The organism is Isoptericola sp. F-RaC21 (genome assembly GCF_038593535.1).
GTDB lineage: Bacteria > Actinomycetota > Actinomycetes > Actinomycetales > Cellulomonadaceae > Isoptericola.
On sequence record NZ_JBCFYX010000006.1, the window covers coordinates 20,856 to 45,356 of the forward strand.

Below are 24,501 nucleotides of genomic sequence, written 5' to 3' on the forward strand. Positions count from 1 at the left end.
GGAGGGGCGCGTGACCGCAAGCGACGGCCTGCACCCGGCCACAGAGGACATCAGGCTCCCCACCGTGCTAGCGGCACTGGCGGATCCGGCACGCCTCGCCACGGTCCAGACCCTGGCCCAGGTTGGCGAGTCCGCGTGCACCCAACTCCAGGAGGCGGCGGGCCTCAGCATCAGCCGCAGCACCTTCTCCCACCACCAGAAGGTCCTCCGCGAGGCGGGGATCATCAGCGTCAGGATCCACGGGACGCAACGACTCCTCAGCCTGCGCCGAACAGACCTCGACGCCTGCTGCCCGGGGCTGCTCGACGCCGTGACCTCAGCGCGGGCCGACTCGCCCCAGCCGGTCTAGCTGGCACGCTTCGACCGCTGGGCCAGCCATCGATGGCGATGGCTCGAGATGGCGTGTAGGCGTGGTTTCGAAACTTCCAGAACCCGATTCTGGTGCGCCTCAGAATCGGTCGTTACTGGTGCTGCTCAGCGGTCCCGAAGTCGTCCACCGAGTGAGTGACGATCTGGCGGCTCAGCGCCTTGCGCCGCTCCTTGTGGTCTTGACCGCTCGGCGTGCTGCACCGACGGGCCCCGGCTGCGCCGCAGACGGGACAGGCGGTCGACCCTCCGCTGCCGCCGAGCGCCGCGCGCGCTCGCTCGGCGTCGTGCAGGTCGCCGGCGTACCGCTCCTGTTGCTCGATCTTGCGGCGGTAGTAGTCCTGCGCGCCCTGCTTTGAGATGCCTAGAGCGGTGCCGATGGCCTCCCAGGTTTCGCCGGCCTCGCGCGCTGCTCGGATGACGTACCAGCGGCGGCCCACGAGCAGGTTCACCGCGGCCGCGTTCGCGGCGAGGGCGTCGAGCGGACCGACGTCGGGCAGCTCGTCGAGCGCCTGGCGGGCGACCGCGTTCTCCGGGTCCTTTGCGAGGATGCCGTCCCAAGTCGTGCGCTTGGCGTAGGCGCCCCACGTCGCCAGGTACTCCGGCACGTCGGGCGGCAACTTGAATTCATCTCCGACCATGCGTCAAGTCAACTTGACGACGATCAAGATGTCAAGAGGGCTTGACGTTCGGTTCTGGTCGTTACTGCGCGTCGCCCGCTGGCTTCTGATCGCGGCGCGCGGTCACGGTCATGGTCCGACCGTCTCCATGGCGAGGGGCAGGCCGGCCGCGAGGAAGACGGCGAAGCCGGCGCCACCGATAACGAGACCGGGCACTCCGGCCAGTGAATGATCGGGCTCGCGCTTCACCAGGAAGACGTAGGCGGCTGTGCCGCCGAGCATGAGCAGCAGCCCGAAGACCAGCTGCACAACGGCGCCCGTCATGGTGCGCTCACCTCGGCCGCCCGGGAGGCCAGGTTCGTGACGGCCGCGGCCGTCACGAGGTCGTCGGGGGTGGTGTAGTCCATCGTTCGCTCCTTCGGGGGGTCTCGTCGCGGGCCGAGGTGGTCAGTGGTGGTAGGCGTCGGCACGGTGGGCGATGCGCACGACGAGCAGCACACCGTCTTCCGGGTGCAGCTCGAACAGCACGCGGTAGTCGCCGCGGCGAGCCGAGCACAAGCCCTCGAGGTCGCCGCGCAGCGGCTTGCTCATGCGCTCGGGGTTGGTCGGCAACGTCGTGGTGATGAACTCGACGACAGCCGCCGCCACCTTGTGCGGCAGGCGCATCAAGGCGCGCTCGGCGCCGGGCGCGACCTGGACGCGCCACGGGACGTCCATACCCGGCCGCGGGGCCGTGCCGCTCACTGGTTCGGCAGCCCGAACCGAGCGCGCAGGTCGTCACCGCCGGTGGTCTCGCCGGCCGCGTACGCCTCGCGCGCGGCTGCTACGTCCTCGCGCACGCCGGGCTGGTTGGACCAGAACAGCGACTCGCGCAGCGACTCCAGGTCGTCCTCAGAGATCAGCACCGCCGCGGCGCGCCCGTGCTTCGTGATCTTGATGATCTCGTGCTCGCGGTCGGCCTCGTCGACGAGGGCGGAGAGCTTGTCCTTGGCCTCGCTCAGGGCTACGGTCTTCATGGCCTAAGTCTAGCCGGTCTTCTAGCCTGCGGCTAGCCTAATCTTTAGCCGGTAACCCGTGTTATGACATTTTGTCCGATCTGCCCGACGAGAGATGGGGTCGCCGTCGACCCATGTGACTGCATCCCGCCCGCCAGCTCCGCGGCGCGGGCGCACCCCGCGGTGCCATAACTTCGAAGTCGAATCGACGAGCTCGCCTGGAGCATGCCCAAAGTTCACCCGCCAACGACGGAGCCTCGCGGGGCTGCCGCGTCTAGATTTGGCCTCGGCCCTCATCTGTGTCAGATGGGTGGTCACGCCCGAAGTACACGCCACCGTGCCGGGAGTGACCATGTGTGCCCTCGCCTGTTCCCAGGACCCAACTGCGGCCGCATTCTGTTGGCCCGTCCTCACAGCGAACAACCTGACTTAGACCATGGTCGCGCAATGGGTTGCTGCCCGAGGGATGTCACGAACCTCCCCACGCAACGCCGCCCCACTGCTTCGCCTGGCGGAGCGTCTGGCCCGCCAGTCCGTTGCCCAGGGGCTCTCATTCTCCCTATCACTAGCAGTCGGTGTAGAGCAGGAAGAGCCCGACCACCTGACCGTTTGTCATCTAGCCCCTCGCTACGCTGCGCATGTGATCCGAATTCACGTCATCTCGTCGTTGCCAACCGGTCTTTGCGGTGCGCCGCAATGGGTCCGGGCGCTGGCTTCGGCTTCAGAGGCAATCAGCGCACATGATGACGCATCTCGGTGGGAGTTAGCATCCACATTGAAAATGGGTACGACTTCCTCCGTAGACCCGACACCTGACGGAATCCTTGAGATTGCAACATGGCTTGTTGCCTCTTCCGCTTTCGAGACTGATGCCGCAACAAGACTAGTCCGAGAGGCTCTGCGGCTCGGCAGAGACGAATCCTGGGCACAAGGTTGGTGGGCGGTCCACGGGGAATCGGTGGCAGCACAACTCGGGCTTGCCGAATCAGCGGGCATCTCGGGCCGTGCATGGTCGAAAGAGGCCCTTCGGGTACGCGCGATTCAACGAGCAGTGGCGCTCGGTATGCACGACGCGAAGCGTTGGTCCAAGAGTCACGTTGCCCGAGCAGCAGGGATCTCTCGACAGACACTCAACGCGTGGATCACGGACGCGCCACGTGATACCGAAGTGCGAGATAGTCGTTCTAGTTCGTAAGCTCTGATCCGACCTTCGGGGGCCCTTGGGGCGAGCACGAACGAACTCGCCTTCGACTCCGCGAAGACAGCGGCGACCGTCACGCATCCCCGACGATCGATTGACATTACGGAATGTCAAGAGCCTCGACCCATCATGGGGTCGAGGCTCTTGACCTGCCGGAACGACTTCAGCTTGAGCGAATCCGATGAACGCCCCGCAGGGCTAGATCTGCAAGGATTCCGAGCCCGCCGCCCAGCAGTGTTGGGATCACCCAAGACGCGGGGCTGGGCGTGAACGCGTACGCCGCTACCCCCAGGAGGGCGACCCCAGCCACAAGCTGCCATGGCCGCCCGCGGCGGAGCGCCAAGGTTGTGAGCAACGCTGCGCCTACCACGATGAGCACCACGAGGGCTGGGTTCACGCTCCTAGTCTACCTGCACCCCTTGGTTGAACCCGAGTAGTACAGGCCGTAGGCCTTCTTGGCGGTGTAGTAGTACCGCAGTTCCACGCACTTGTTGAGCGCCCGGGCCCCACCGGCCCACACAACCAAGGTCGCGCCGATCGCCTTCAGCACGGTCCCAGCCGCGATTGCGTACGGGTTCGGGACCATGCCAATCAGCGTGCCGATCGCACCTGCAGCGCCACCTCCGGCCGCGATCCGAATCGTCTCGCTGATAGTGAACCTCGCTGCGACGAAGGACCCGCCGAACCAGCCATTGTATCCCTTAATAAACTTAGGATCTGCGACGACGGGATAGGCGGTATCGCTGCTCGGACTAATTTCTTGCACGATGGTGTGCTCGTCGACGATATAGTTTGTCGGAACCGCCACCCCATCGGCGTCATACGCCCACGGTGTCGCGACCTCAGCGACGATATCGCCATTCTGCTCGACGAAGATCTCGCCTGCCTCGCCCTGAAGGATACGCGAGTCTTCGCCGAAGTCGTAGGTATACCTATGCGTTCCACCGTCCCCTTCGGGAATGATGGTCTGGAGGCGAACTGATCCGTCGTCTAGCGATTGGACGGCAACGTCAGTGCTGTCCTCGACCCCGTCGTAGAAAACGGTCCCGTCGTCGGCAACTGTGGGGCTTTCGACGGTTACCTCCTCTGGCAGCGGTACCTCGAGTTGCGTATCGGGATCGGTCCCTTCGCCCTGCGTGAACATCACCAGCGGATCGTCGGCGTCCGCCGGAACGATCGTTCGCGTCGTGCCGGATTCGATTCGCAGGTCGCCATCCGTGGACGCGGGCTGGACGACCTCACCCTCGAAGGGTGCCACCCGATCGATCAGCGAGGCGGCTGCGTCGGCCGGGTCCTCGGCGGTGAGCGCCGCCGCTGCCGGCACGTAGGAGGCGCATAGCGCAAGTGTTGTTGCAATGGCGATGGTGCCGACTAGACCTCGTCGTCTGGTGTCGCTCATGGGTTCTCCATCCCACTTCCCTGCGCGCAGCAGGCTGGGGCGAGTGTGTCGAACCGCATTCGATCTGGCGACCTTTTCGATGACTAGGGTTCCCCTGCTTGGCTGCCACGCCTCCGGGCAGGGCTCGTCAGCTTTGCTGGTCTGGGCCCGTGACTCCCGCGGAGTTGGAGCATTGAACGTGCATAGTCCCAGGTGAGAGGCGGTTCTTGCATGGTCCTTCGCTGGCGGAACCGATGCGCCCGGACCTGATGAGTTGGTTGGAAGGCTGGCTGTCCCTATGGAGTCCCAAACTTCACGCTAGGAAGCTTCGATTGACAAGTTACGGGTCTGGGGCCGCGGGCCTGTGCGATGCGCGGGCCCGCCCGGGGCCCGCGACCCGTTTGTCCGCGGACGTGCCCAGCCCGCACCCGAGGTTTCGGCGATGGGATGCCGGTTGTGCCATGCGTTTTTCGGTGCTGCACCGTGGGGTCCGCCGGCATAGGGAGGTGAGATCGATGACTGCTGGCGAGGCGACCCTGATGTCGGGCCAGATGGCCGCGATGGCACTGGTCCTTGGTGTGCTGCCGCGGCGCCTGCCCCGCGTTCTGCGGTTCATCATCGTGTGCGCGTTCGTCGCGCTGCTGGTGTTCGGTCTCGATTGGTCTGCGGCCGTTGTCCAGGCTGGGCTGATGAGCCCGTGGCTTGCCTGGCCGCTGGGCGTCGTCGTCCTGCTTGCGGCACACGGTCTCGGCCGTTCGTTGCGCGCCTCCTTGGCACGTTTCGCGCAGCGTCGCCGCGCTTCGACTCCCGCTGCGCCGCAGAGCTAACGCCTAGAAGAGGTTGCCGGCGAACGCCGCGAGCAGGATCGGCAGCAGCGCCAGCGGCAAGAGCTGCTCGGCGCGTCGAGCGCGCGGCATCTCCCGGTGAGCGTCGCTCACCCAACGGCAGCCGACCATCCACGCCAGGCCAGCAGCGAGCAGCAACGCCTGCACCGCGGGGCGCGGTTCCAGCGCGCCCATGACTGCCGAAGCGACCACTGCCACCGCGACGATGGCCAGTGCAATCAGCAGCGCTGCTTCCACGTGCGCGAACCATCGCCGGCGTGCCGCCTCCTCCGTGGCATCCAGGTCGAGCACACCGTCGGCGTCCTTGAACTGCTCGAGGTCGATGCCCACCCAGCGGAACCCGGCTCATGCTCGACCCGGCACGACGTTGGCCCGCCGGTCGCGCCAGAGCTGCAGCAGAGAGTCGGCGCAGAACCTGCCCAGCCCGACGCCGAGTGCAATCCAGCCGACGACGAACGGAGTCAGGAGGATCACCATCCAGGCGGCTCGCAGGGCCGATCCGGCTGGCGCCGACGTCACGGGCGCCGTGTTGGAGACGAAGCCGACCACCTGCGCCTGCACCCCAGCGACACCGGCGAACCACCACAGGAACCCCGCCATGGCCATGGCCCCCAGGGCGCGGGCCGCAGGACGCCAGCGCTCGGCCTGGCGAGCGAACTCCGGACGGCCGTCGTCGCCGTACGTCATCCGCGTGCCGTCGACGTCGACGGCCGTATAGGCCCAGCGGTCCCGACCGACCGGAATCGCGACGATGTAGTCGAGGTGTGGTCGGTCGAGTCGTACCAACTGTGCAATCGGGAGGTCGGAGTCGGCCTCGATCACGTGTTCTCTGCGCGCGCCAGCGCTCAGAGCGCCGCGCAGCGCGTCGTTGATCTCCCTCTCTCGCCTCATCACTCCCCCATCTCAGCAGCGGGCGGTGACACCTGCACGGCTCCCCCGTTGAGGCGGAGGTCGCGAACGAGACCGAGGGCGTGCGTGAGAGTCGCCTCGATCTCGGCGAGTCGAGCCCCTGCCTCTGGAGCCGGCTCAGCCTCCTGGCCATGGTCGACCACAGCCCATCGACGCGGTGATTCCAGGCGCTCGACGACACCCTCTTCGATCAAGGGCGCGTAGGCGTCCCTGACGGTCTGCACTCCGCCGACGTCGAACCTCTCGCACACGTCAGCGATCGTTGGCATGAGTGCGCTTGGGCCTCGGCGCCGCGCCTCGGTGCGCAGCCACTCGGAGATCTCGACGTACGCGTAGGTCTTCGTCATGAGGCTCCCCCGGTCTAGCGGAACGTGCACTAATTAGTGCATCACCTCAGTTTAGATGTCAGGGTGAACCGGAGCAATGCTCACCGCTCGTAGTCCTGGGCCGGCACCGAGGTCGACGGGGCGTGCGCGGCGGCAGCGTCAGCGCGCGATCCCGCCGACGGAAGCGCCGCTCCTGGGTACGCGGCCGCGCGGAGCCTGCTGGTCCTCGCCAGCCGCACGGCTTCGAGAGCGGCCGCGTCGAGCTCGCCGTCCTGCGCGCGGATGGTGATGCGCGCGAACATCTCGTAGAGCGCGGTGGGGTGCCCCTCGCTCGCTTCGCGGGAGGCCTGGTCGTTCTCGGACTCGTAGCCGGCGCGGTCGCGGGTGACCCGAGTCCAGTCCAGCCGGTGGCCGGATTCGCGCGCGAGCGCGGTGATGAACTCGCGTTGGGTGCGGCCGTTGCCCTCTCGGAACGGGTGCACATGGTTGACGATGTTGTACACCTGCGCGAGGTCGCGCGGCACCTCGCGCGCGCTGACCGACCGGAGGTTGCTGGTTTCGCGGAGGTGCTCCGCCAGCTGCCGCATGGCGGGCTCGATCTGCTTGCGCCGTGCGAACCAGCCGGCCCCCTTGCGGATCTCGACCGTGCGCAGGTCGCCGGCCCACGCGTAGACGTCTTGGAAGAGGTGCCGGTGAACCTGGCGCAGACCCTCGAGGTCGTAGCTGGTGGGCAGTCCGTGTTCCCGAAGTGTCAGCGCGCGCGCTTCGACGAGGTCGTCTTCGATCCGCCGGAGTTGCTCGGGTGTTCGCGCGCCTACGAGGTTGCGCAGGGTGTGGCGATCATCGAGCAGATAGCCGTTCCAGCGAGCCCCCTCGTCTCCCTGTTCCCACGGGTTGGATGTCATCGGTCTGTGAGCCCGTGGAGTGCTCGCGTGCGGCGCACTAGTTCGTCGCCGTCGATCTCTCCACGGGCGTAGGCGTCCTGCAGTGCGCGTGCGGCGTCAGAGCTGCGTCCGCCCTCAAGCTCGGTGCTGTGCCGGACACGTGCGACGTCCGCGGTTCGCCGAGTGCGCTCGTCGTCGTTGATCGTCATGAGGTACCTCGAGGTGCGGTAGACAACGGATGGGGAATCGGTGCTAGGCGCCGATCAACTCTCGGAAGGATCGCCACCTGCCGAACCGCCGACACATCTGTTGAGTGGTGCCTTGCTGACGCATCTCGGGTGAGGGAAGAAGGTACCCGTCCACGTCGTACAGGGGTGTTCCGTCGGACCACGTCATGTACGGACCGACCGCCTTCGTTCCCTCATCCTCGGTCATCACGACGTGCCGTCGCTCGACCGCGACGACGCGCGCACGGCGCGCGCACGGCGCGCGGTCATGAAGACGTCAGGGAAGCTGTAGAAGTCGGGGTCAACAGCAAGGTCGCCGTCCGGCTCAACCCGGTAGACCCAACCAGGTTGCGGCACTCCCGCGCGGCTGACGTACATCGACGCGAACGCACTGGCGATGTTCCTCTTCGTCGTGAGGTACACGACGGCGGAGTCGTAGTGGTCCAGTGTCGCCAGCAGCCCGGGATCGTTCCCTAGCCGTGCCTTCTGTGCCGCCACCTCTTGAGTCGGAAAACTGTTCGCGACCTGCAGTGGCTGGATGAAGTCACCCGCGCTGAGCCGTGGCACTCCCCCGTGGTAGTAGGCGACTGTCGACTGCTGCGGCGCGGTCACGCGGCACGGCCACCCTCACCCGTGGAGGCCGCCGGCCCGGCCTCGTGCACGGTAGGTCCTGCTCCGTCGCTAGCCGCCGGCTTGCGTGCAGCGCGGCGTCGCGTGCGTGCCTTCTTGTCAGGCTCTGCGAACCCGATCTTGCGCAGCTCGTCGGATGTCCATCCGGCCGACAGTGCGGCGTTGTACGCCTTCACATCGTGGCGCTCGACCTCGCCCACACGCTGCGCTATCGAGGCCTGAAGTTCGCTCAGTTCGCGTGCCGTTTCGTCACGCACTCTCTCGACCTGGGCGCGTGCCTCAGCAAGCCCACGAATTGCGTTGATCCGGTCGTCCTGCACTCGACGTGCACGCTCGACCGCTTCCTCGGGAGTGAGTGTCTTCGCCATACCCCAACTGTACGAGCCAGCGGCGACATCTGCGATGCCCCAATCGCGCCGAAGGCGCGCCCTCCGGCGTGCGCTCGAACGGCACCCCTGCGGGGCCCAACGCCAACAGCCATCGGAGCCTCCGGCGGAGGAGCAAGCTATACACTTAGGTTCCCTAAATGGCTTGCCGGCTCGACACTGTCGTTGGGCCGGGGCACACTGGTCGTGTGGTCCCCGCGCGGGGCGGGGTCGCTGCGCTGGGCCGGAAGGAGGAACCCGATGGACGAGCAGACGCCCGGAGGGCGGCAGCTTTCGCGGCGCCGTCGGGCGAACTTCGACGGAGGCCGGCAGCACTTCCATAAGGTCCGCGTCTCTCCTGAAGAGGAAGGCATGCTCGTTCGCCTCGCGGCGGCGCAGCAGGTCACCGTTCCACGTCTGCTCGTGGAGTCCGCGCTTGCTGGGAAGTCGTCGGAGACGCCGGCGGAACGCCGCAACGCGATGGTCGAGTTGTTCGCCCTGCACCGGCTCCTGGCGAACATCGCGAACAACATCAACCAGATCGCCAAGGTGGCCAACGCGACGGGTGAGGTTCAGGCTGAGCTGAGCGCGGTGCTCGACGCGACGCGACGCACGGCGTCGCGCATCGACGAGGCGATCGACGGCCTGTCGAGCTGAATGAGGGAGGACGTTCCATGAGCCAGTTGGACTACTCGTATCCGTCGGATGGCTTGGGTACCGGAGGGCCGCTCGGGCCGGAGGACTCTTCGTCAGCGCAGCGTGACTACGAGGCGCGCATCGAAGCCGCGGCTGACGCCGCGGGGCGCGCGTTCGATCAGGCAGCTCCAGTACGCTCCGATGAGTTCGAGGTGAAGTTCGACGGGCTTGGCGACGTCGACATTGAGCCATTCGTGGCGCTGCGCGTGGAGGGCTTTACCGAGCCGTACCAGGTCGGCATCGAGTTCCCAGGTGGCGACGCGGCGGCTCCGACCTTCAGGACCGATCTCGCTCCCGCTTTCTCTGCTGGTGCAGGGATGACGGTGGGCGACACGTTCGCGACAGTCGACGCGCAGGAAGCGGCCGAGCTGCTCGCACTGATGGACGCGGGATCGCCTGCGCTCGAGGAGTACGTACGCGCGGCTCACCGCGCGGTCGCCGCTGGGCAGGCTGCGTACGCTGAGGACCCGAAGAGCGCGCGTGTCGAGGAGCTCCGCACCACGGGGGCTGCCCGCGATGCGGGGGAGCATGAGCGTCGCGTCACCCGCGCGGATAGCGCGGTGGCCCAGCGGCTCGGGGCCGCGTTCCCGTCTCCCGCGCCGCCGGCTCCGAGCACTCGGAGGGCCACCCCGGCTCTGCCTGCCACGCGCTCCCCTAGGTCTGCCGGGATGGTGCACGAGCGGTGATGCCGAACGTCGTGCGCGGCCAGCGCATGGCCGGGCTCATGACCTACCTGGTCGGGCCCGGGCGTGCGAACGAGCACACCGAGCCGCACCTGGTCGCGGGTGACCCAGCGCTCATGGCGTGGCACGACGACGCCGAGCTCGGGCGTGACGCCGCGTTCGCGATCGCACGTCATCTCGACCGTCCTCGGACCGCCTTCGATGTGGACGTGAATGGCGGCCACGTGTGGCACTGCTCGCTGTCCCTGCGCGCCGACGAGGGCGCCCTGACGGACGAGCAGTGGAGCGCCATCGCGACCGACTTTGTCCGCGCGATGGGCTTCGACGACAACGAAGGAACCAAGGCGCCGTGCCGCTGGGTGGGTGTGCGTCACGGTGTATCGAAGAACGGCAACGACCACATCCACCTCGTGGTGAACCTCGTGCGAGAAGACGGCACGAAGGCGTCTGTTCACAACGACTTCCGCCGGGCCCAGGCCGCGACACGTGCGCTCGAGGTGAAGCACGGCCTTGAGGAACTCGAGTCCACGCGTGCTGAGCGCGCCACACGTGGCTACGACCCGGCTGAGCGCGAGGCGCAGGCACGGGCCCGCGCGCGCGCCAAGTTCGAGCGCGCGCGCACGACGGCCGGCACGAAGGGGCCGGTGTGGCAGCAGCTCGACGGCGAGGACCGTCGGGCCCGCATCGCGGCCGAGCTGCGCACCGATCAGCCGCGCTACCTGCTGTCGCTCAAGGTCCGAGGTGCTGCCGCGGCGAGCGGTAGCGAGGCGGAGTTTGTGCGCCGTCTGCGTCGCAACGGGCTCATCGTTCGACCCCGCTTCGCTGACGGGCGTACCGACGTCGTCACGGGCTACTCGGTGGCCGAGCGGCCCACGGCCGGGGAGCGGCCGATCTGGTACGGCGGCGGCAACCTCGGGCGCGACCTGACCCTCCCGCGGCTGCGCGACAGCTGGCCCGACACACCCACCGGTGCCAGCGAAGCGGCCGCCGAATGGACCGCCGCCAAGCGCGGCCGGCGCGTCGTAGCCCCGGGTGCGGAGGCGCGCGAGCCCGATCCGGAGATGTGGGCGAAGCAGAGCGCGGAGCTGAGTGAGCTCGTGCAGCGCCTGCGCTCCGTCGACGTGAACGACCGCGACACCTGGGCGACGGTCGCGCGCCAGTCGGCCGGCGCGCTAGCGGCCTGGTCGAACGCGGTCGAGGAGACACCCGGCGACCTCGCCGCGGCAGCTGACGCGCTGTCCCGGTCAGCGCAGACCTACACGCGCACCGTGCGCCCGGACAAGGCACGAACAGTCGCGATCTCCGGCGCGGCAATGCTGCTCGCCAGCGCGTCGCGCGGCGGCCAGGGCGCGGTCGCGCAGGCCGCGATGATCCGACAGATGCTGCGCCTCGCGCAGGCTGTGCACGACGCCTCGGTGGCGGCCGGCCAGGCTCGCCACGCACGGCTCCTCGCGACCGAGACGAGGGCGCGCCTGGCCCGTGTGCGCGACGGCCTGCCCACGCCGACGCCCCCGACAGTGGGAGCGGGTACGACGGCTACAGCGCCGGCGAGCACCGCTGTGCTTGACCGTGAAGCACAGGCAGTTCTCGACCGTCTCCGCGCCGCGCAGCCGGCGGACGCACGGCGCGCGACGTCGCCCGTGCCCGACCCGCTCAACCCAGCGCGACCAGCCCGCACCACAGGCGTCAGTACGGACCGCACACCGGAACGGTAGGGAGAGGAATCATGACGGACGAGAGCGACGGCATCACCGAAGCGTTCGAGGGACAGCTGCGAGTGCTCGTCACCGCTGCCGGTCAGGTGGGACAGCAGATCGCCCGACGTCGTGAGGAGGAGCTCAGGCGCGCCCAGGCGGCCGACGAGCGGACCGCACGGGAGATGCAGTCGCGCTTCGAGGCTGAGCGCCGCGCGGCGATCGCTGAGCTCGGGAACGTCCACCGCGCGCAGTGGTGGGATGGCGCGACGCCGGCCCAGATGGCGCACGCCTACGAGCTCGCGACGAGTTGGGCGCAGTACGAGCCCGAGGCCGTCCGGGCGCAGCAGCGCATCGTCGACGAACTGAAGACTCGGCATGGCCTGAGCCCCGACGAGCTGCGCGCGCAGGTCCAGCACGAGCGCGGGGCGGCGGAGCGGGAGCCCACGTTCCAGGTGTGGGAGTTCCGCAACGAGGCAGACACCCATCGGCAGATTTCGAAGACGGAAGCGCTGGCCGAGATCGACAGGCTCCCGGCAGACACGCGCATGGACGTCGGGGACCGCGGCGGCATCCACGACGTGAAGGGCTGGGTCGGACAAGACCCCGACGTCGACCGTGCGATCGCCGCCAAGTTCCCGCAGCTGCTCAGCGAGGAACAGCGCGCCACGATCGAGAACGAGCGCGCCCGCGACGAGAAGGCGGCGGCGCGCAGAGACGAGACCGATGCCGCGCAACTAATGCACCAGGCCACCCTGGATGAGGCCCGCGCGGACGAGGCCCGCGCCGCGGCCGAGCATGAGCCGGATCCCGAGGACCGGGTGCAGGCGGCGGCCGAGGCCGAACGCCACGAGGCTGCGGCCGCCCAGGGGCGCGGCGACGGCGCGATGGCGTATGACAGCGCAGAGCGGCGGGCCGCCACGGCCCGTGACCTGGAGGCCAAGGGGATCGACCACGAGACCGTCGCTACCCGGATGCGAGGCGACGTCAGCCAGGCGAAGCCGGCCACGGCCGCCGTCGGCGAGAGGACCAAGAGCAATGCGCCCAAGGCGCGCCGTGCTCGCGGGCGTGGCCCCCAGGCCCAGGTCGCCGAGCGGGCGCGCTAGAGCGCTAGCCCAGAGCACGTGAGAGGGCCGCACCCCGTCAGGGGTACGGCCCTCTCTTGCATGACGCCGGTCAGGCAGTCGGGGGCTCCGCGCGATCTCCCTGCACGGCTTCCGCATGTCGGACGTCGGAGAACAGTCCGGCCGGCGGCGGGCTGTAGGGCAGCGGCTCGCCACGGCCGCACTTGTTCTCGTCGTCGTACGCCGTCGAGCCGGTGTTGAACGGGCCGGCCGAACTCATCAGTACCGCCATGTGGTGGTCGGCGTGGTCGCGCCACCACACGCTCATCCCCGTTGACGGGTCCTGGCGCAGGTGCTCCCAGGACCGCCACAGCGCCTCGAGGCGCTGCACTGCCTCGTCGTGCTCCCACCACTTGGCCGCCCAGTAGGTGCGGCTGCCGTCGATCTGCCGGCGGTAGACGAAGCGCAGGTGCTCACGCACGAACTCGTCGACCGAGCCGTAGTAAAGCTGGGCCTCGGCATCCTCCTGCACGTCGGCGGCGTCGGCGGCCTGGGCCGCGGCGATCTCCGCGCGCGCTTCCTGTACCGCCAGTCGCAGCTCGAACGCTGCAGAGTGCGCTGCCGCCGCCGCGTCCGCGACGGCGCCTTCCTGAGCGGTCACGGCGGCCAGTCGGCGCGCGAGCGCGCGGCCGGCCTTCGTGACCGCCTCGGTGGCTCCGAGCCGCTGCCACTCCGCCTTGTCCGGATCGGCGGCGTAGTCCTCGGCCTTCGCGACCGCGACACGCTCGGCACCTTCGGCGTCGGCGACGGCGTCACGGGCTGCCTCGAGGGCCAGGATCGCCTTCCTGTGCGCGGCGCGGGCCGACTTCAGCTCCGCGTCCGCCGCCAGCACCGCGGGCGTCTGGACGCCCGCGAGGTCGATCTCCTCGATGCGCAGCGCGGCCGCCGTCGCCCCGCCCGGCTCACTCTCTGTGATGTCCGGTTCGGCAGCGCTGGGCTCGCGCGGGCCTGCTGGCACAGTGTCAGCCGCGTCCGGGAGAGGCGCGTCGTCGGCCGAAGCGTCAGCCCAGTCGTCTTGCTCGGGCGCACTCACGAGGCGGCCTCCATCGCCTGGTCACCGTCGGACGACTCGACCTGGACGACCTCGCGCTCCAGGTCGTCGATCGTCCTCGAGCCGTGCGGGTCGTGGGCCAGGATTGATGCTTCGACGGCGTTGGCGTGCTTGCCACGCATCCACGGCACGGTGCGCATCAGCGTCGGGCGGCTGCCGGAGGAGAGCACCACCGCGCGGCCCTTGGGCAGCGCAGCCAGCTCGTCGACGCCCAGGATCCGTTCGCGGTGCAGCTGCTGGGAGACCGAGCGCTGCCCGCGGCCGGTCGAGACGGACGAGGTCAGCTTGTCGTAGTCGCCGATGATGGCCGCCAGGTCCTCCAGGAACGACCGCTCGGTGACACCGCCGAGGTACATCTTGACGTTCGCGGTCCCCCACAGCAGAGCCATGCCGGCCTTGCCCCAGATGCCCTCGCCCTGGGCGTACGACTGCAGCACGGGGTTCAGGATGATCCCCTTAGAGCCGTAGTGGGAGAACAGGCTCGGCAGGTTGCGCCACCGGCACACGTTCGCGACCTCGTCGAGCACACCGACGAACGGGACTGGCATCCGACCACGTGGGGAGCGCTCGGCCAGGGCCTCCGCCTCCTCGCACACGGCAGCGGTGAGGGCAGCCACGATCGCACCGCAGTTGCCGGAGTCTTCCTTCGACATCAGGTAGAGGGTGCCCTTGGACGCGACGAACTCCGAGATGTCGAAGTGCGGGCGCGGGCGGGCCGGATCACGCGTGATCCAGGGCGCGAGCTTTCGGCTCGTCAGGCACGACAGCATCCGGCGGGCCGTGGAGTAGATCGAGCCGCGCTCCTTGTCGGGGGTCGTGTTGATCCCCATGAACTGGTCGGCCTGCATCGGGAAGCCGTGAGCTCGCAGGATGTGGCCGGGCTCGTCATCGCCGGGCCGGGTCGCCCACGTGTACACCTGGGTGATGGGCCGCTTGTCGAGTGCGGCGGCGAGCAGGCAGCACGCGACCAGGTCTTCGGCGTTGGACTCGAAGTGGACGTCCTTCTTCGCGTCGGCAGTCATCCTCGCGGCTGCGAAGTGTGCGGCCAGGTCGGCGGCCTTCTCCTCGTCGACGACCCGTGAGAGCGGGTCCCACCACCAGGTGGGTTCCTCCCCCACGATCTGTTGAGGATCGAACACACGAACGGCGCCGCTGGCCGCCCGGACGTCGCGGGTCGCGTCGACGACGTCGCGCTTGTTCGACGTCGCTAGCAGCGCCCCGGGGGCGGCGAGGATCTGCGGGATGACGACCGAGACCGTCTTGCCCATGCGAGTTCCGGCGATCGTGACCAGCATGTCCTCCCACGTGGAGTACAGCCACACGGCCACTGCGACCAGCGTCCCCAGCGGCAGGCCGAAGGCACCCTCGATCTCGTGCCTGCCGGCGAACTCCCGAGCGTTCGCCTCCGACACCCCGTGGATATCCCGGCCGACGCCCATGTACGCCGCCGCGCGGTCGACCCGAGTCGAGTCCCTGCGGTCGCGCAGCCGTAGCTTGATGACCAGCCCGACGAGCACGGCGACGACGGCCAGCAGGCCGCCGAGCACGAGCCACCCTGCGGCACCGGGCCACGGAACCTCGCCGGCGAGCATCCCGAAAGCAGCGTCGAACGGGTTGGCCGGCACGGACACGCCAGTGCCGGCCAACCGGTGTCCGACGACCAGCGCCAGGTACGTGACACCGAGCCACGTGAACGCCGCGATGACGGCGAAGATGATGGCCCAGCGGTCCCACGTCATCGCGCCGGGCTGGGCCCGGCGGTTGTTCTGCGTCGTCATGCTGCCTCCTGCCACCGGTACCCGGACGTCCTCAGTCGCTGCTCGGCGGAGGTCAGCGTGAGCTCGATCGGCACCCCCGGGACGTTCGATGCGCCGCCGATCTTGATCAGGAACTTCCCTCGCCCTGGCGGGGTGCCCTCCGAGCCGTCCTCGCGTCGAGGCGGCGGCGCCGACCAGCGGGTGATGAGATCTCGCTCGGAGGCGGAGAACGGCACCTTCTCCTGCAGCGCCGACAGCTCGGCGCCGGTGGCGCCTCCGCACACGAACATCCCCACGCGGTCAACGAAGCCCTCGGCCTTCGCGCGGTCGTCCGGGTCGGGTAGCGCCAGCAGATCCTTCACGGAGTGCGTGATGAGGAACAGGGCGGTGCCGTCGGTCCGGTTGAGGCGGGTGGACTGGTCGACGACCTCGACCATGCCCTTGGCAGCACGGAGCACTCGGTGCAGCTCGTCGAACACAAGCGCGTACAGCCGGCGCGGGATCACGCCGACGTCCGCAGCGACCTGCGCCGCGGCGATGTTCCCCGTGCCGTACGACCAGCACACCGCCAGTCCCGCGGCCTCGCGAGCCTCGCCGGTCTGGCGCAGCTGGGACACGTCGAAGCACACTGCGCGGTCCAGTCGCATCGGCTCCGTAGTCGGCTTGGCGAACAGGTCCCCGAACCGGGTGCCCTTGACCAGGCCGACCAGGGTCGTCACGAGCGAGCGGACCGCCACGCGGTAGTCCTGGGGGTTGTCGACGTCGACGATCTCCATCAGCGCCTCGTGGCCAGAGCGCACCACCTCGAGCAGGTCGCCCAGCACGTGCGACGGGCTGTATCCGTTCGCGTCGAGCAGGTCCAGGCTGGCCGAGACGACGTTGTACTCGGTGTCCTCCGGGGCGCGGCCGCGGGAGGTACGGACCAGCGTCATCACGCGCTCGATCCGGCGCTGTCGCGCGTCCTGCTCGATCTCTGTCGCCGCGTCCTCGAGTTCGCGAATCCGTTCCCAGGGTCCACCGGCCGCGCGCACGCGCGCGGCCTCCGCGAGCACCTTCTCCACCAGCTCCGGGGCGACGCCCTTGTCCAGCGGGTTGACGTGCCCGGTGCCGCCACCGATGCGGATGACCTGGCCGTCGAGCGCACGGGTCGTGTGCGCGTAGTCCGGGCGGATGTCGCCGAAGACCATCGGCGTCAGGCCGTACCCGGCCAGCCCCAGGAGCATCCGCTGGACCAGCGTCGTCTTGCCAATCCCAGGGATCGCCTCGAGGAACATCGACGGGTTGGAGATCATCCCCGCGCGGAACCACGACGCGGGGTCAGCGCAGACCTGCTCGCCCGTGTAGATGTTCCGGCCCACCGGAACCCCCGCGGTCGGAGATCCCGCACCCACAGCGAACGGCCACAGCCCACAGACCTGCACCGTGGTTCCCCGCCACATCGGCGCCGGCTGCAGGTACGAGGCCTTCCCGCCACCTGGCCCGGCAAGACCGCGCGCGCCACCACGTGCACGCCCGGTCATCGCCAGGACGTCGAGCGCCGGCGCCGTCCGGCGGGCCGTCGCGCGGGAGTGCTTCTTCGTTCTCTTCGCCGAGTACTTCGACATCACGCACCCACCTCTCGCAGAGCCTTCGGAACAGACACGTGATGGCCCAGCACGAGGCCCAGGGGCAGGGTGGCGGCGAACGCCGAGTCCTGGGAGCCGTACACCGGTCGCAGCTGGACCCTCGCCGGGGCCGCCGCCTGCTCCACCTGGGCCTTCGCCCACGCGAGCTCCTGGTCGTCGGTCACCGTTGCCGTTACCAGGAGCCCAAAGTCGGTCAGACCGGCTCCACGGGCCTCTTCATCAGCAGCCTGGGTCGCCGCCCGGTACTCCAGGCGCGACCGCGACGACGGGCGCGCCGAACTGGCCCGCACCTCAGCGTGAGCCTTGTCCGACTCGACGGTGGTCGCGGCCGCTGCGGGCGACAGCGGCTCGTACAGCAGGGTCACTCGCTTGCGTGCGACGCCTGCTGTCGGCGCCAGCAGGTGCGACAGCACGTGCTCACGTACCTGGCCGCGGGGGGCACCCGTCATCGCCCACGTCACCGAGGTACCCGAGTCGTGCCGGTACGCGCCCCACTCCGCCTGGGCCGCGCTCGGGCCGACGTCGTCCCACGAGACCTCGAGCTCCTGGCCCGCGGCCCGCGCCTGGTCGAACATCGTCGCGGCCGCGGGGTCGTACGACACGCGCACGTTCTCGCACAGCTCAGCTGCCCGTGCTCCTCGCACGTCGCCGGCGCCGGTCAGGCTCGCCGCGTCGAGGTACGCCGGCACCCGCCGGGCCAGGTCGCGACCCATCGCGTCGTCACTGCGGCGCTTGCCGTCGACCGCCGAGCGTGCGGAGAACGTCACCGTGATCCAGGCAGACAGCGCGTTGGATCCTGTCGCCTGGGTGTCACGGATCTCGGTCAGCACCTCGGCGGCGAACGGCGCCGCGTCGGGCCGCAGCCGGGCATTGATCCGCTCCTGAAACTTCGTACCCGGGTCCGGGGCCGACTCGATCACGACCTGGGCCGCGACGACGTCGCCCTCCTCGCCCAACGACGCGAGGAAACCGCCGTAGTCCTCCACCAGCTGGTCGATCACGGGCTGGTCCTTACCCTGGGTGCCATCGGGGAACGACCGCATCACGAGCGTGTAGTGCGCCGTCGCCGGCACGTACAGCAGCGCGAAGGGACGGCCCTTCGCGTCCAGGTGCTCCGAAAGCCTCGAGCGGGCCATGATGCCCGGCGCGCGGAACCGGCCATGCTCGACCCTCGACAGCGGGCCCGAGCGGTACAGATTCTCACCACGCCGCGCCGCCGAGGCTGACCCGGCGCGCGCGCCCAAGTTCTGACCGATCGAGCGATCGTGCCGGTCCTTCACCACCGCGACGAGAAGCGCGGCCGCGAACACCAACGCCACGACCAGCGCCGGCAGAATCGAGAAGACCCAGAGGGTGATCATCGTTGCGAACGCCCCCGCGAACATGACCCACACCGCGGACAGGTTGAGCTTGCCCAGCCCGCCGGTGCGCGGCTTGCGCCAGTTCCCGTAGTCGCGTCGCTCGACCGCGTGTGCCGCCTGCGTCATCGTCATGCCCCCTTCGCGCCGGACGGGCCCGAAGCCTCGCCCTCGTTGGTCTGTCCCTCAACCGCGCTCTGCGCAGCGCCATGCACCTTCTGTGCAGCTCCGGCGGCGGCTGCCGCTGCGGCGCCGACGGGCCCTGCCGCTGCTGCTGCACCGGCGCCGGCCCCTGCTGCCCCAGTGCCGGCGGCCCCAGCCCCAGTGCCGGCGGCCCCGGCCGCACCAGTGCTCGCGCCGGTCTTGCCGGCTGCGCTGGCGGCACCGCTGGCCTCGTTCCCCTTCGTGGGAGCCTTCGTCCCCGTGGAGCTGCTGGCGCCCGATGGTGCCGGGGACTTGTTGTCGGTGTGGCTCGTGCTGCTCGTCGACGAGGAGGAAGTCGACGCGCCGCTCGGCCCCGAGTGCGACGAGAACTTGCTCCCCGCGGAGATCGCGCCGCTGGCCAGGACGCCAGCCGCAACCCCGCCGCCGCCGCCGGCACCAGCGGCTACAGCTGACGTCATCGGCGCCATGAGGCGCATCAAGGCGGGCAGCGCTACCAGGGCCGCGATCATGAGCATGGTCCCGGTGATCACCGAGATCAGGCCTGTGTCGTCGGTGTACATGTCGGCAGCCATCATGCGGATCGCGAGACCGTAGATGATCGCGGCCGCGAGCTTGTACAGCGTGAACGCCGTGATCCAGTTCAAGAGCCGTGACATCCACTGCTCGCCTGAACGGGATACCGACGCGATGGCCGCCGTGGGCCACATTCCGACCAGCAGCGGCAGCATCCCCGACCGCAGTGCCATCAGAGCAATCTGGACGCACGACACGAAGATCACGACCAGGCCGAGAACGATGAGTAGAACCTGGCTCCCTCCCGACAACGGGGTGAAGACCAGGATTCCGCCGATCGCCTGCGAGACGTCCGATCCGTCGAGCGTTGCCGCCTCGAGGATCTTCACCGACAGACTGTCGACGATCATCACCGCTGCGCCCATCAGGACGACCAACGCCGCGGCACCCAGCTGGTTGTACAGGAGCGCCTTCAGCAGGCTCTTCGACGCCTCGCCGCGACGCTCCCACAGCATGCGGCACGCCGCGAAGATGAACGCGCCCAGGAGAAGCAGCCCGTTCAGCCACGCGAGCGCGGACCACACGAACTGCACCCCATCGGACGGGTTGGTGCCGTCGGTCGCCGTGATCGCCAGCGTCGGGAACTTCACCCACATGGTTCCCAGCGCCGTCAGCGCCGTCGTGACCCCATCGCCGGTCGACTGCGCGACCTGCGCAAGAGCGCCCTGCGAGGCTGCGCCAGCGACTCCCTCCACCGCGCCAGAGGCGATGTTGCCGAAAGCGTCGGTGCCGCACTGAGAAATCCAGATGCTGTCGCAGTCCGCCATCAGGACACCCCCGACCACTCGACGTAGCCATCGAGCGTGCGCACCGTGTCTGCCGCGAGTCGGCCCGACGCCGGCGGCTGGTACCGCCAGTCGCCGTCCTGCCAGGTCATCTCGCTAGGAATGGCCACCATGCCGTCCGGGTACTCAACGACGAGGTCGACAACCGCCGACGTCTGGTCGTAGGAGATAAACCGGAAGGCGCGCAGCTGCGGGACCCCGCGCGCCGTGCCCGCCGCGACGAAGTCCTTCACGCGGGCGGGGTCGGTCATCGCCTGCAGCTCCTCGTCGCGTTCCGGGGAGTCAGCGACGGACTTGTCCATCCACTGCTTTGCCGTGGACTCGTTCGCGCTCATCGGCAGCTGTGTGGCCGCAGCTACGAGCGCACCCGTCGGTGAGTGGGCGAAGCAGTAGCGGAAGCCGTCATCGTCTACCACTCCGGGTCCAGAGCCTTCGACGCTGGGGGCCGCGACCTTGCCGACGAGGTCCCACGATGTCGCCGGCGCCGACTCGGGCACCGTCTGGTCTCCGGCCTCGAGCCCGCAGACACTGTCCCCCTCGGCGGGGGACGACGACACCTTCGGCACCGCCGGGCTCGGGGACGATGCGGTCACCGCCCCGCCCGGCTGGGCGTCCTGCGTGACCACCAGGTACACGCCGGCCGCGGCCAGGGCGCCGATGAACACCGCGGACGCGGTGAGCCACCCCTTGGCCATGTACCAAGGCTTGCGGTCGACCATCTCCTGGTCCTGCATGATGACCTCTCAATCCGGGACGGTAGGTAGTGGGCCGGGGCCGGCGCCGAGAACGGTGCCGGCCCCCGGAGCGTCAGAGAATCCAGCCGACGATCGAGAACACCGCGCCCAGCATGAAGGCGCCGGCCGCCCACCAGCCCAGGTTTCCCGCCTTCTCCCCCGCATCCCGGCGACGGCTCGGGATGAGGAACTCGCAGGCGATGAGGATCAGGCCAACGAGAGCGAGCGCGCCGCCGATCCAGCGCAGCGCGCCGATCAGGGTGCCGGCCTTGTCCTTCGCGTCGGCGCCCGGCGCGATCGATCCCTTGTCCGGGATGTCCAGGTCCATCGGCAGGACCGCGGCGAGGTGCTGCACCGTGTCGTGAGCTGCACCGAGGGTGTGCATCACATCCATGTCGATCTTCTTTCTGGTCAGGCCGGGGAGGTCCCGGTCGCTTCGGCATCAGCCGCGGGCGCGGTTGCCGGGTTCAGTGCGCCGAGGGCCTTCATGACCGACTTCGGCGTGTTCGAGGGGGTAGCGGGAGCAAGGCGCCAGGCCTCGACCCAGGGCACCCAAAGCACGGGCGCGGCGCCGGTGAGTACCTCGAGGAGGTGCGCGAGCGGCTTGGGCAGGCGCCCGGGCGCGTCGGCCACGACCACGAGGTGGGTCACGACGATCCCCAGATCGTCGAGGCCGCGGATCAGGTTCTGTGCCTCGTGCAGGCCGGTGAGGTGGGAGCGGGCCACGACGGCCACCCGGTCATCCGGGGCCGCGTCACGCTTGAGCTCGGGCAGCCTGGTCAGCGTCGACAGCGCCGTGACGCCGCAGCCACCGTGTGCGGCCATCAGCGCGTCCGGCGTCGTGGACGACTCTGCCGCGGCCGGCGGCGCCGGCGCGGCAGTCTCTTCCGCCGCTTCTGCAGGCGTCCCGGCAGCGATCCAGCCGGCGGACAGAGCGCCCGCGGCCGTCGTGTCCTTCTTCGACCACTTGTCTCGCAGGCTCACAGCTCGATACCTCGCTCATCCATGTACGTCACCGGGTCCTGAGGTTCCCCGTCCTGGCGGACCTCGTAGTGCAGGTGGCAGCCGGTCGACGGGCCGGCGGAACCGACCTCGCCGATCAGGTCGCCGGCGGCGACCTCGTCGCCGACGTGGGCGAAGATCCCGTCCGGGTAGGAGTGCAGGTAGCGGGTCATGAGCCCGCCGCCGTGGTCGATCTCGATCACGTACGACGTGCTCGAGGCTCCCGCCCCCGCGGCCGAGACGACGACGCCGGGGGCCGCGGCGTAGTACGGGGTGCCGCAGGGTGCAGGGATGTCGGTACCGGCGTGCAGCCGCATCTCGTGGAAGACGGGGTGGAACCGCATCCCGTACCCCGACGACGGTCCGGAGGCGTCCGGGAGCGGGTCGGTCCAACCATCGATGCTCACGCTCGCGGCCGACGTGGAGCCGCACCCCACCGTGGTACTCGTCGCCGCAGCACCGGCCGCCGGTGCAGTATCGCCGGCGGGCGTCGCCCCGCCCTGCGAGCCGCTGGCCAGCGCGCCGACGAGCTGCACCGCGAGTGGGTAGAACCGCTCGTAGTGCCACGGGTCGGCGTTGCGCTGCACCGCGTGCGCCGCCAGGGACGGCTCCATGCCCTGCCACCCTGAGACGCCGGCCAGCGCCCGGAAGAAGTTCATAGCCGAGCGGTACGGGTCCATACGGTCCTCGTAGGACCCCCAGGCGCCGTTGTCGCGCTGCTGGAACAACCCCCGCGAGTCCGGGCCCACGGCATCGCCACGGTCCAGGACCTGCAGCGTCGACTCGCCCCAGGCCGTCATCACGCCGATGACCTGCGCCTGCTGGTCCAAGCCGCTGTCCGCGGCCGCCTGCATGATCGCCGCAGCGTTCGACAGCTGCTCCGCACGAATCTCGGGGTCCGCGCTCAGGCCCTCCGACGACACGCCCGACACGCTCGCGGGGTCGACCACGGCCGCGGCCCCCGCCACGGCACAGCCGACCGACGCTGCCGGGTCGTCGTCGCCGAGTACGACGATGCCCAGCACGCCGCACGACGCGACGCCCAGCAGCACGGGTGCCGCCAGGAGAGCGATGCCGCCAGCCCTGTTCATGCGCGCTCACCGCCCACGCCGGCGGTCGCCGCCTGAAGCCGCTCGACCGCGAACACCTCCTCGCCTGCAGGGCCGACCGTTCGGGAGACCGTGACGAGCCACTCGCCGTCGTTCGTCCCGTACGACACGCGGGCGAGGTACACCGACGGCGTCGCAGCGACGCGCCCGGTCTTGTCCGCGGACCGCACCGGCACGTTGGCCGGATCCGTGCCCTCGTACGCCGAGCGGGCACCGACCGACAGCGTCGGCGCCAACGCAGCCCACCAGTCCTGCTCGGACAGCTCGTGCGAGTCGGCCCAGGCCGACATCGCAGCATCCGCGGCCGCAACCGCCGAGGCCCGGGCTGTGGAGCCCCACTCCCCCGGCGCCTCGCGTACCTCGGTGCGCTCGTTGGAGTCCTCGTGCATCGGCTCGCCCGACGCCGAGGGCGTCGGGCGGGCCCCGGACGACACGGTGGGCGACGGCACCGGCACCTGGGCGTCCGAGGGCGCGCAGCCCGACACGGCTGCACTCACCAGCACTGGCACGACCAGCGACGCGACGACGCGCCGACTCATCGGACCCACACCTTTCCGGAGACGCGCACACCTGGCGCCGAAACCGCCCACGAGTGCGAGCCCTTCTTCACCTTCGTGAAGTCGTGCACGACGTTCTTGCTGTCGGCATCGCGGAGGTCGACCTTCATCGACCAGGACTTGCGCCCGACCGCCACCTTGACGGGCACGACCCCCTCACCTCGCACGATGAACTGCACACGGGCCGTCCCCTTCTTCTTGCCACCACCCGCGAGAGCCCTCAACTCGCTCACCACGACGGCAGGCTTCGTGGGCGTGGGCGTGGGCGTGGGCGTCGGCGACGGACTCGGAGACGCGGAGGGAGACGGCGCGGCTGAGACCGACGGACTCGGAGACGCGCCGGCCGACGGCGACGACGAGCCGACTACGTCCGACGGCACGGCCGGGGCAGCGTCCCCCGGGGTGAGGCCGACCCAGGCCAGCAGACCGGAGGCGACGAGGACCACCCCTGCCGCGGACAGCACCACACGTGGCCGTGAGATCGCGCGATGAGCCCTAGGAGCTGTCCGCGGCGTTGCCGGCGTCTCGGCCATCACGGTGACCTCACCGGCCCCCGACACCGACATGCGCACCGAGCCCTCGGGCGTCGTGGCTGTCGCCACGACCGGGCGGCCAAGGTCCGCGGCCCTATCCGCAACGATGGCGACGGCGGCGGCGCGAGCCGCCTTGAGGTCCTGCTCGTCGACGGCAGTCGCGACGCCGGCGACGGTCACCGAGCCGTTGCCGTCGGCGGCCAGGTCGATGAAGACCGGTGGCCACGACGCGCCAGACCCTGACGCCTGCCGCTCCTGTGCGCTCATCTTCCCTGCATCCCAACTACTCGACTCAAGTCCCGGCGGACG

29 protein-coding genes are annotated in these 24,501 nt (G+C 69.5%); 6 read left to right on the top strand and 23 right to left on the bottom strand.

Annotation, left to right across the window (positions count from 1 at the left end; translation table 11 throughout):
• Positions 1–10: 10 nt before the first annotated feature.
• On the top strand, positions 11–349 hold the full coding sequence (locus AAG589_RS21015; protein WP_430569255.1) for an ArsR/SmtB family transcription factor: 339 nt from the start codon (positions 11–13) through the stop codon (positions 347–349).
• A 112-nt stretch (positions 350–461) separates the two neighbouring features.
• On the opposite strand, the gene AAG589_RS21020 is transcribed toward AAG589_RS21015, so the two are convergent.
• The 5 genes from AAG589_RS21020 to AAG589_RS21040 all read right to left on the bottom strand — a co-directional run bounded on the left by AAG589_RS21020 (position 462) and on the right by AAG589_RS21040 (position 4,581).
• The gene (locus AAG589_RS21020) at positions 462–1,007 is read right to left on the bottom strand and encodes a hypothetical protein (RefSeq protein ID WP_430569256.1); all 546 of its coding nucleotides are present in this window, start codon (positions 1,005–1,007) and stop codon (positions 462–464) included.
• Between the two features lie 108 nt (positions 1,008–1,115).
• Entirely contained in the window at positions 1,116–1,310 is a 195-nt protein-coding gene (locus tag AAG589_RS21025; protein ID WP_430569257.1) for a hypothetical protein, read from the bottom strand.
• A gap of 123 nt (positions 1,311–1,433) precedes the next feature.
• Positions 1,434–1,703, bottom strand: a complete 270-nt coding sequence (locus tag AAG589_RS21030) for a type II toxin-antitoxin system RelE family toxin (RefSeq protein WP_430569258.1) — start codon at positions 1,701–1,703, stop codon at positions 1,434–1,436.
• 23 nt (positions 1,704–1,726) lie between these two features.
• The gene (locus AAG589_RS21035; protein WP_430569259.1) at positions 1,727–2,002 is read right to left on the bottom strand and encodes a type II toxin-antitoxin system Phd/YefM family antitoxin; all 276 of its coding nucleotides are present in this window, start codon (positions 2,000–2,002) and stop codon (positions 1,727–1,729) included.
• A gap of 1,586 nt (positions 2,003–3,588) precedes the next feature.
• Positions 3,589–4,581, bottom strand: a complete 993-nt coding sequence (locus AAG589_RS21040) for a hypothetical protein (protein WP_430569260.1) — start codon at positions 4,579–4,581, stop codon at positions 3,589–3,591.
• 494 nt (positions 4,582–5,075) lie between these two features.
• Between AAG589_RS21040 and AAG589_RS21045 the strand changes: the two genes are divergently transcribed.
• Positions 5,076–5,387, top strand: coding sequence for a hypothetical protein (locus AAG589_RS21045; RefSeq protein WP_430569261.1), 312 nt, complete (start codon positions 5,076–5,078; stop codon positions 5,385–5,387).
• 3 nt (positions 5,388–5,390) lie between these two features.
• Here the strand turns inward: AAG589_RS21045 and AAG589_RS21050 are convergent, their stop codons facing one another.
• The 7 genes from AAG589_RS21050 to AAG589_RS21075 form a co-directional block, all read right to left on the bottom strand.
• A complete protein-coding gene (locus AAG589_RS21050; RefSeq protein ID WP_430569262.1) occupies positions 5,391–5,735 on the bottom strand; it encodes a hypothetical protein in 345 nt (114 codons plus the stop codon).
• 15 nt (positions 5,736–5,750) lie between these two features.
• Positions 5,751–6,296, bottom strand: coding sequence for a hypothetical protein (locus tag AAG589_RS21055; protein WP_430569263.1), 546 nt, complete (start codon positions 6,294–6,296; stop codon positions 5,751–5,753).
• A complete protein-coding gene (locus AAG589_RS21060) occupies positions 6,296–6,661 on the bottom strand; it encodes a hypothetical protein (protein WP_430569264.1) in 366 nt (121 codons plus the stop codon). Before AAG589_RS21060 ends, AAG589_RS21055 begins: the two co-directional genes overlap by 1 nt.
• An 80-nt stretch (positions 6,662–6,741) precedes the next feature.
• Positions 6,742–7,545, bottom strand: a complete 804-nt coding sequence (locus AAG589_RS21065; RefSeq protein WP_430569265.1) for a Fic/DOC family protein — start codon at positions 7,543–7,545, stop codon at positions 6,742–6,744.
• On the bottom strand, positions 7,542–7,733 hold the full coding sequence (locus AAG589_RS21265; protein WP_446719776.1) for an antitoxin VbhA family protein: 192 nt from the start codon (positions 7,731–7,733) through the stop codon (positions 7,542–7,544). Before AAG589_RS21265 ends, AAG589_RS21065 begins: the two co-directional genes overlap by 4 nt.
• A gap of 225 nt (positions 7,734–7,958) precedes the next feature.
• Positions 7,959–8,363 (bottom strand): hypothetical protein, encoded by a 405-nt coding sequence (locus AAG589_RS21070; protein WP_430569266.1) that lies wholly within the window; start codon positions 8,361–8,363, stop codon positions 7,959–7,961.
• Positions 8,360–8,749, bottom strand: a complete 390-nt coding sequence (locus AAG589_RS21075; protein WP_430569267.1) for a hypothetical protein — start codon at positions 8,747–8,749, stop codon at positions 8,360–8,362. Before AAG589_RS21075 ends, AAG589_RS21070 begins: the two co-directional genes overlap by 4 nt.
• Before the next feature lie 258 nt (positions 8,750–9,007).
• Here AAG589_RS21075 and AAG589_RS21080 point away from each other — a divergent pair, with 258 nt between their 5' ends.
• From AAG589_RS21080 to AAG589_RS21095, 4 genes are read left to right on the top strand one after another with little or no spacing between them, the layout of a single operon-like run.
• On the top strand, positions 9,008–9,403 hold the full coding sequence (locus AAG589_RS21080; protein ID WP_430569268.1) for a MobC family plasmid mobilization relaxosome protein: 396 nt from the start codon (positions 9,008–9,010) through the stop codon (positions 9,401–9,403).
• Positions 9,404–9,420: 17 nt separating this feature from the next.
• Entirely contained in the window at positions 9,421–10,128 is a 708-nt protein-coding gene (locus AAG589_RS21085) for a hypothetical protein (RefSeq protein ID WP_430569269.1), read from the top strand.
• On the top strand, positions 10,128–11,840 hold the full coding sequence (locus tag AAG589_RS21090; RefSeq protein WP_430569270.1) for a relaxase/mobilization nuclease domain-containing protein: 1,713 nt from the start codon (positions 10,128–10,130) through the stop codon (positions 11,838–11,840). The genes AAG589_RS21085 and AAG589_RS21090 overlap by 1 nt, the downstream gene beginning before the upstream one ends.
• 11 nt (positions 11,841–11,851) lie before the next feature.
• Positions 11,852–12,925 (top strand): hypothetical protein, encoded by a 1,074-nt coding sequence (locus AAG589_RS21095; protein WP_430569271.1) that lies wholly within the window; start codon positions 11,852–11,854, stop codon positions 12,923–12,925.
• A 70-nt stretch (positions 12,926–12,995) separates the two neighbouring features.
• Here the strand turns inward: AAG589_RS21095 and AAG589_RS21100 are convergent, their stop codons facing one another.
• The 11 genes from AAG589_RS21100 to AAG589_RS21150 form a co-directional block, all read right to left on the bottom strand.
• Positions 12,996–13,976: a DUF4913 domain-containing protein gene (locus AAG589_RS21100; protein WP_430569272.1), complete on the bottom strand. Its 981-nt coding sequence runs from the start codon at positions 13,974–13,976 to the stop codon at positions 12,996–12,998.
• Positions 13,973–15,772, bottom strand: a complete 1,800-nt coding sequence (locus AAG589_RS21105) for a type IV secretory system conjugative DNA transfer family protein (RefSeq protein ID WP_430569273.1) — start codon at positions 15,770–15,772, stop codon at positions 13,973–13,975. Before AAG589_RS21105 ends, AAG589_RS21100 begins: the two co-directional genes overlap by 4 nt.
• Positions 15,769–17,109 (bottom strand): ATP/GTP-binding protein, encoded by a 1,341-nt coding sequence (locus AAG589_RS21110; protein ID WP_430569274.1) that lies wholly within the window; start codon positions 17,107–17,109, stop codon positions 15,769–15,771. The genes AAG589_RS21105 and AAG589_RS21110 overlap by 4 nt, the downstream gene beginning before the upstream one ends.
• Before the next feature lie 245 nt (positions 17,110–17,354).
• The gene (locus AAG589_RS21115; RefSeq protein WP_430569275.1) at positions 17,355–18,869 is read right to left on the bottom strand and encodes an SCO6880 family protein; all 1,515 of its coding nucleotides are present in this window, start codon (positions 18,867–18,869) and stop codon (positions 17,355–17,357) included.
• Positions 18,866–20,239: a hypothetical protein gene (locus AAG589_RS21120; protein WP_430569276.1), complete on the bottom strand. Its 1,374-nt coding sequence runs from the start codon at positions 20,237–20,239 to the stop codon at positions 18,866–18,868. Before AAG589_RS21120 ends, AAG589_RS21115 begins: the two co-directional genes overlap by 4 nt.
• The gene (locus AAG589_RS21125) at positions 20,239–20,991 is read right to left on the bottom strand and encodes a hypothetical protein (protein WP_430569277.1); all 753 of its coding nucleotides are present in this window, start codon (positions 20,989–20,991) and stop codon (positions 20,239–20,241) included. Before AAG589_RS21125 ends, AAG589_RS21120 begins: the two co-directional genes overlap by 1 nt.
• A gap of 73 nt (positions 20,992–21,064) precedes the next feature.
• Positions 21,065–21,385 (bottom strand): hypothetical protein, encoded by a 321-nt coding sequence (locus tag AAG589_RS21130; protein ID WP_430569278.1) that lies wholly within the window; start codon positions 21,383–21,385, stop codon positions 21,065–21,067.
• Positions 21,386–21,402: 17 nt separating this feature from the next.
• Positions 21,403–21,975: a DUF6668 family protein gene (locus tag AAG589_RS21135; protein ID WP_430569279.1), complete on the bottom strand. Its 573-nt coding sequence runs from the start codon at positions 21,973–21,975 to the stop codon at positions 21,403–21,405.
• Positions 21,972–23,084: a M23 family metallopeptidase gene (locus AAG589_RS21140; protein WP_430569280.1), complete on the bottom strand. Its 1,113-nt coding sequence runs from the start codon at positions 23,082–23,084 to the stop codon at positions 21,972–21,974. The genes AAG589_RS21135 and AAG589_RS21140 overlap by 4 nt, the downstream gene beginning before the upstream one ends.
• Positions 23,081–23,641, bottom strand: coding sequence for a hypothetical protein (locus AAG589_RS21145; RefSeq protein WP_430569281.1), 561 nt, complete (start codon positions 23,639–23,641; stop codon positions 23,081–23,083). The genes AAG589_RS21140 and AAG589_RS21145 overlap by 4 nt, the downstream gene beginning before the upstream one ends.
• Positions 23,638–24,459 (bottom strand): hypothetical protein, encoded by an 822-nt coding sequence (locus AAG589_RS21150; RefSeq protein WP_430569282.1) that lies wholly within the window; start codon positions 24,457–24,459, stop codon positions 23,638–23,640. The genes AAG589_RS21145 and AAG589_RS21150 overlap by 4 nt, the downstream gene beginning before the upstream one ends.
• Positions 24,460–24,501: the final 42 nt, after the last annotated feature.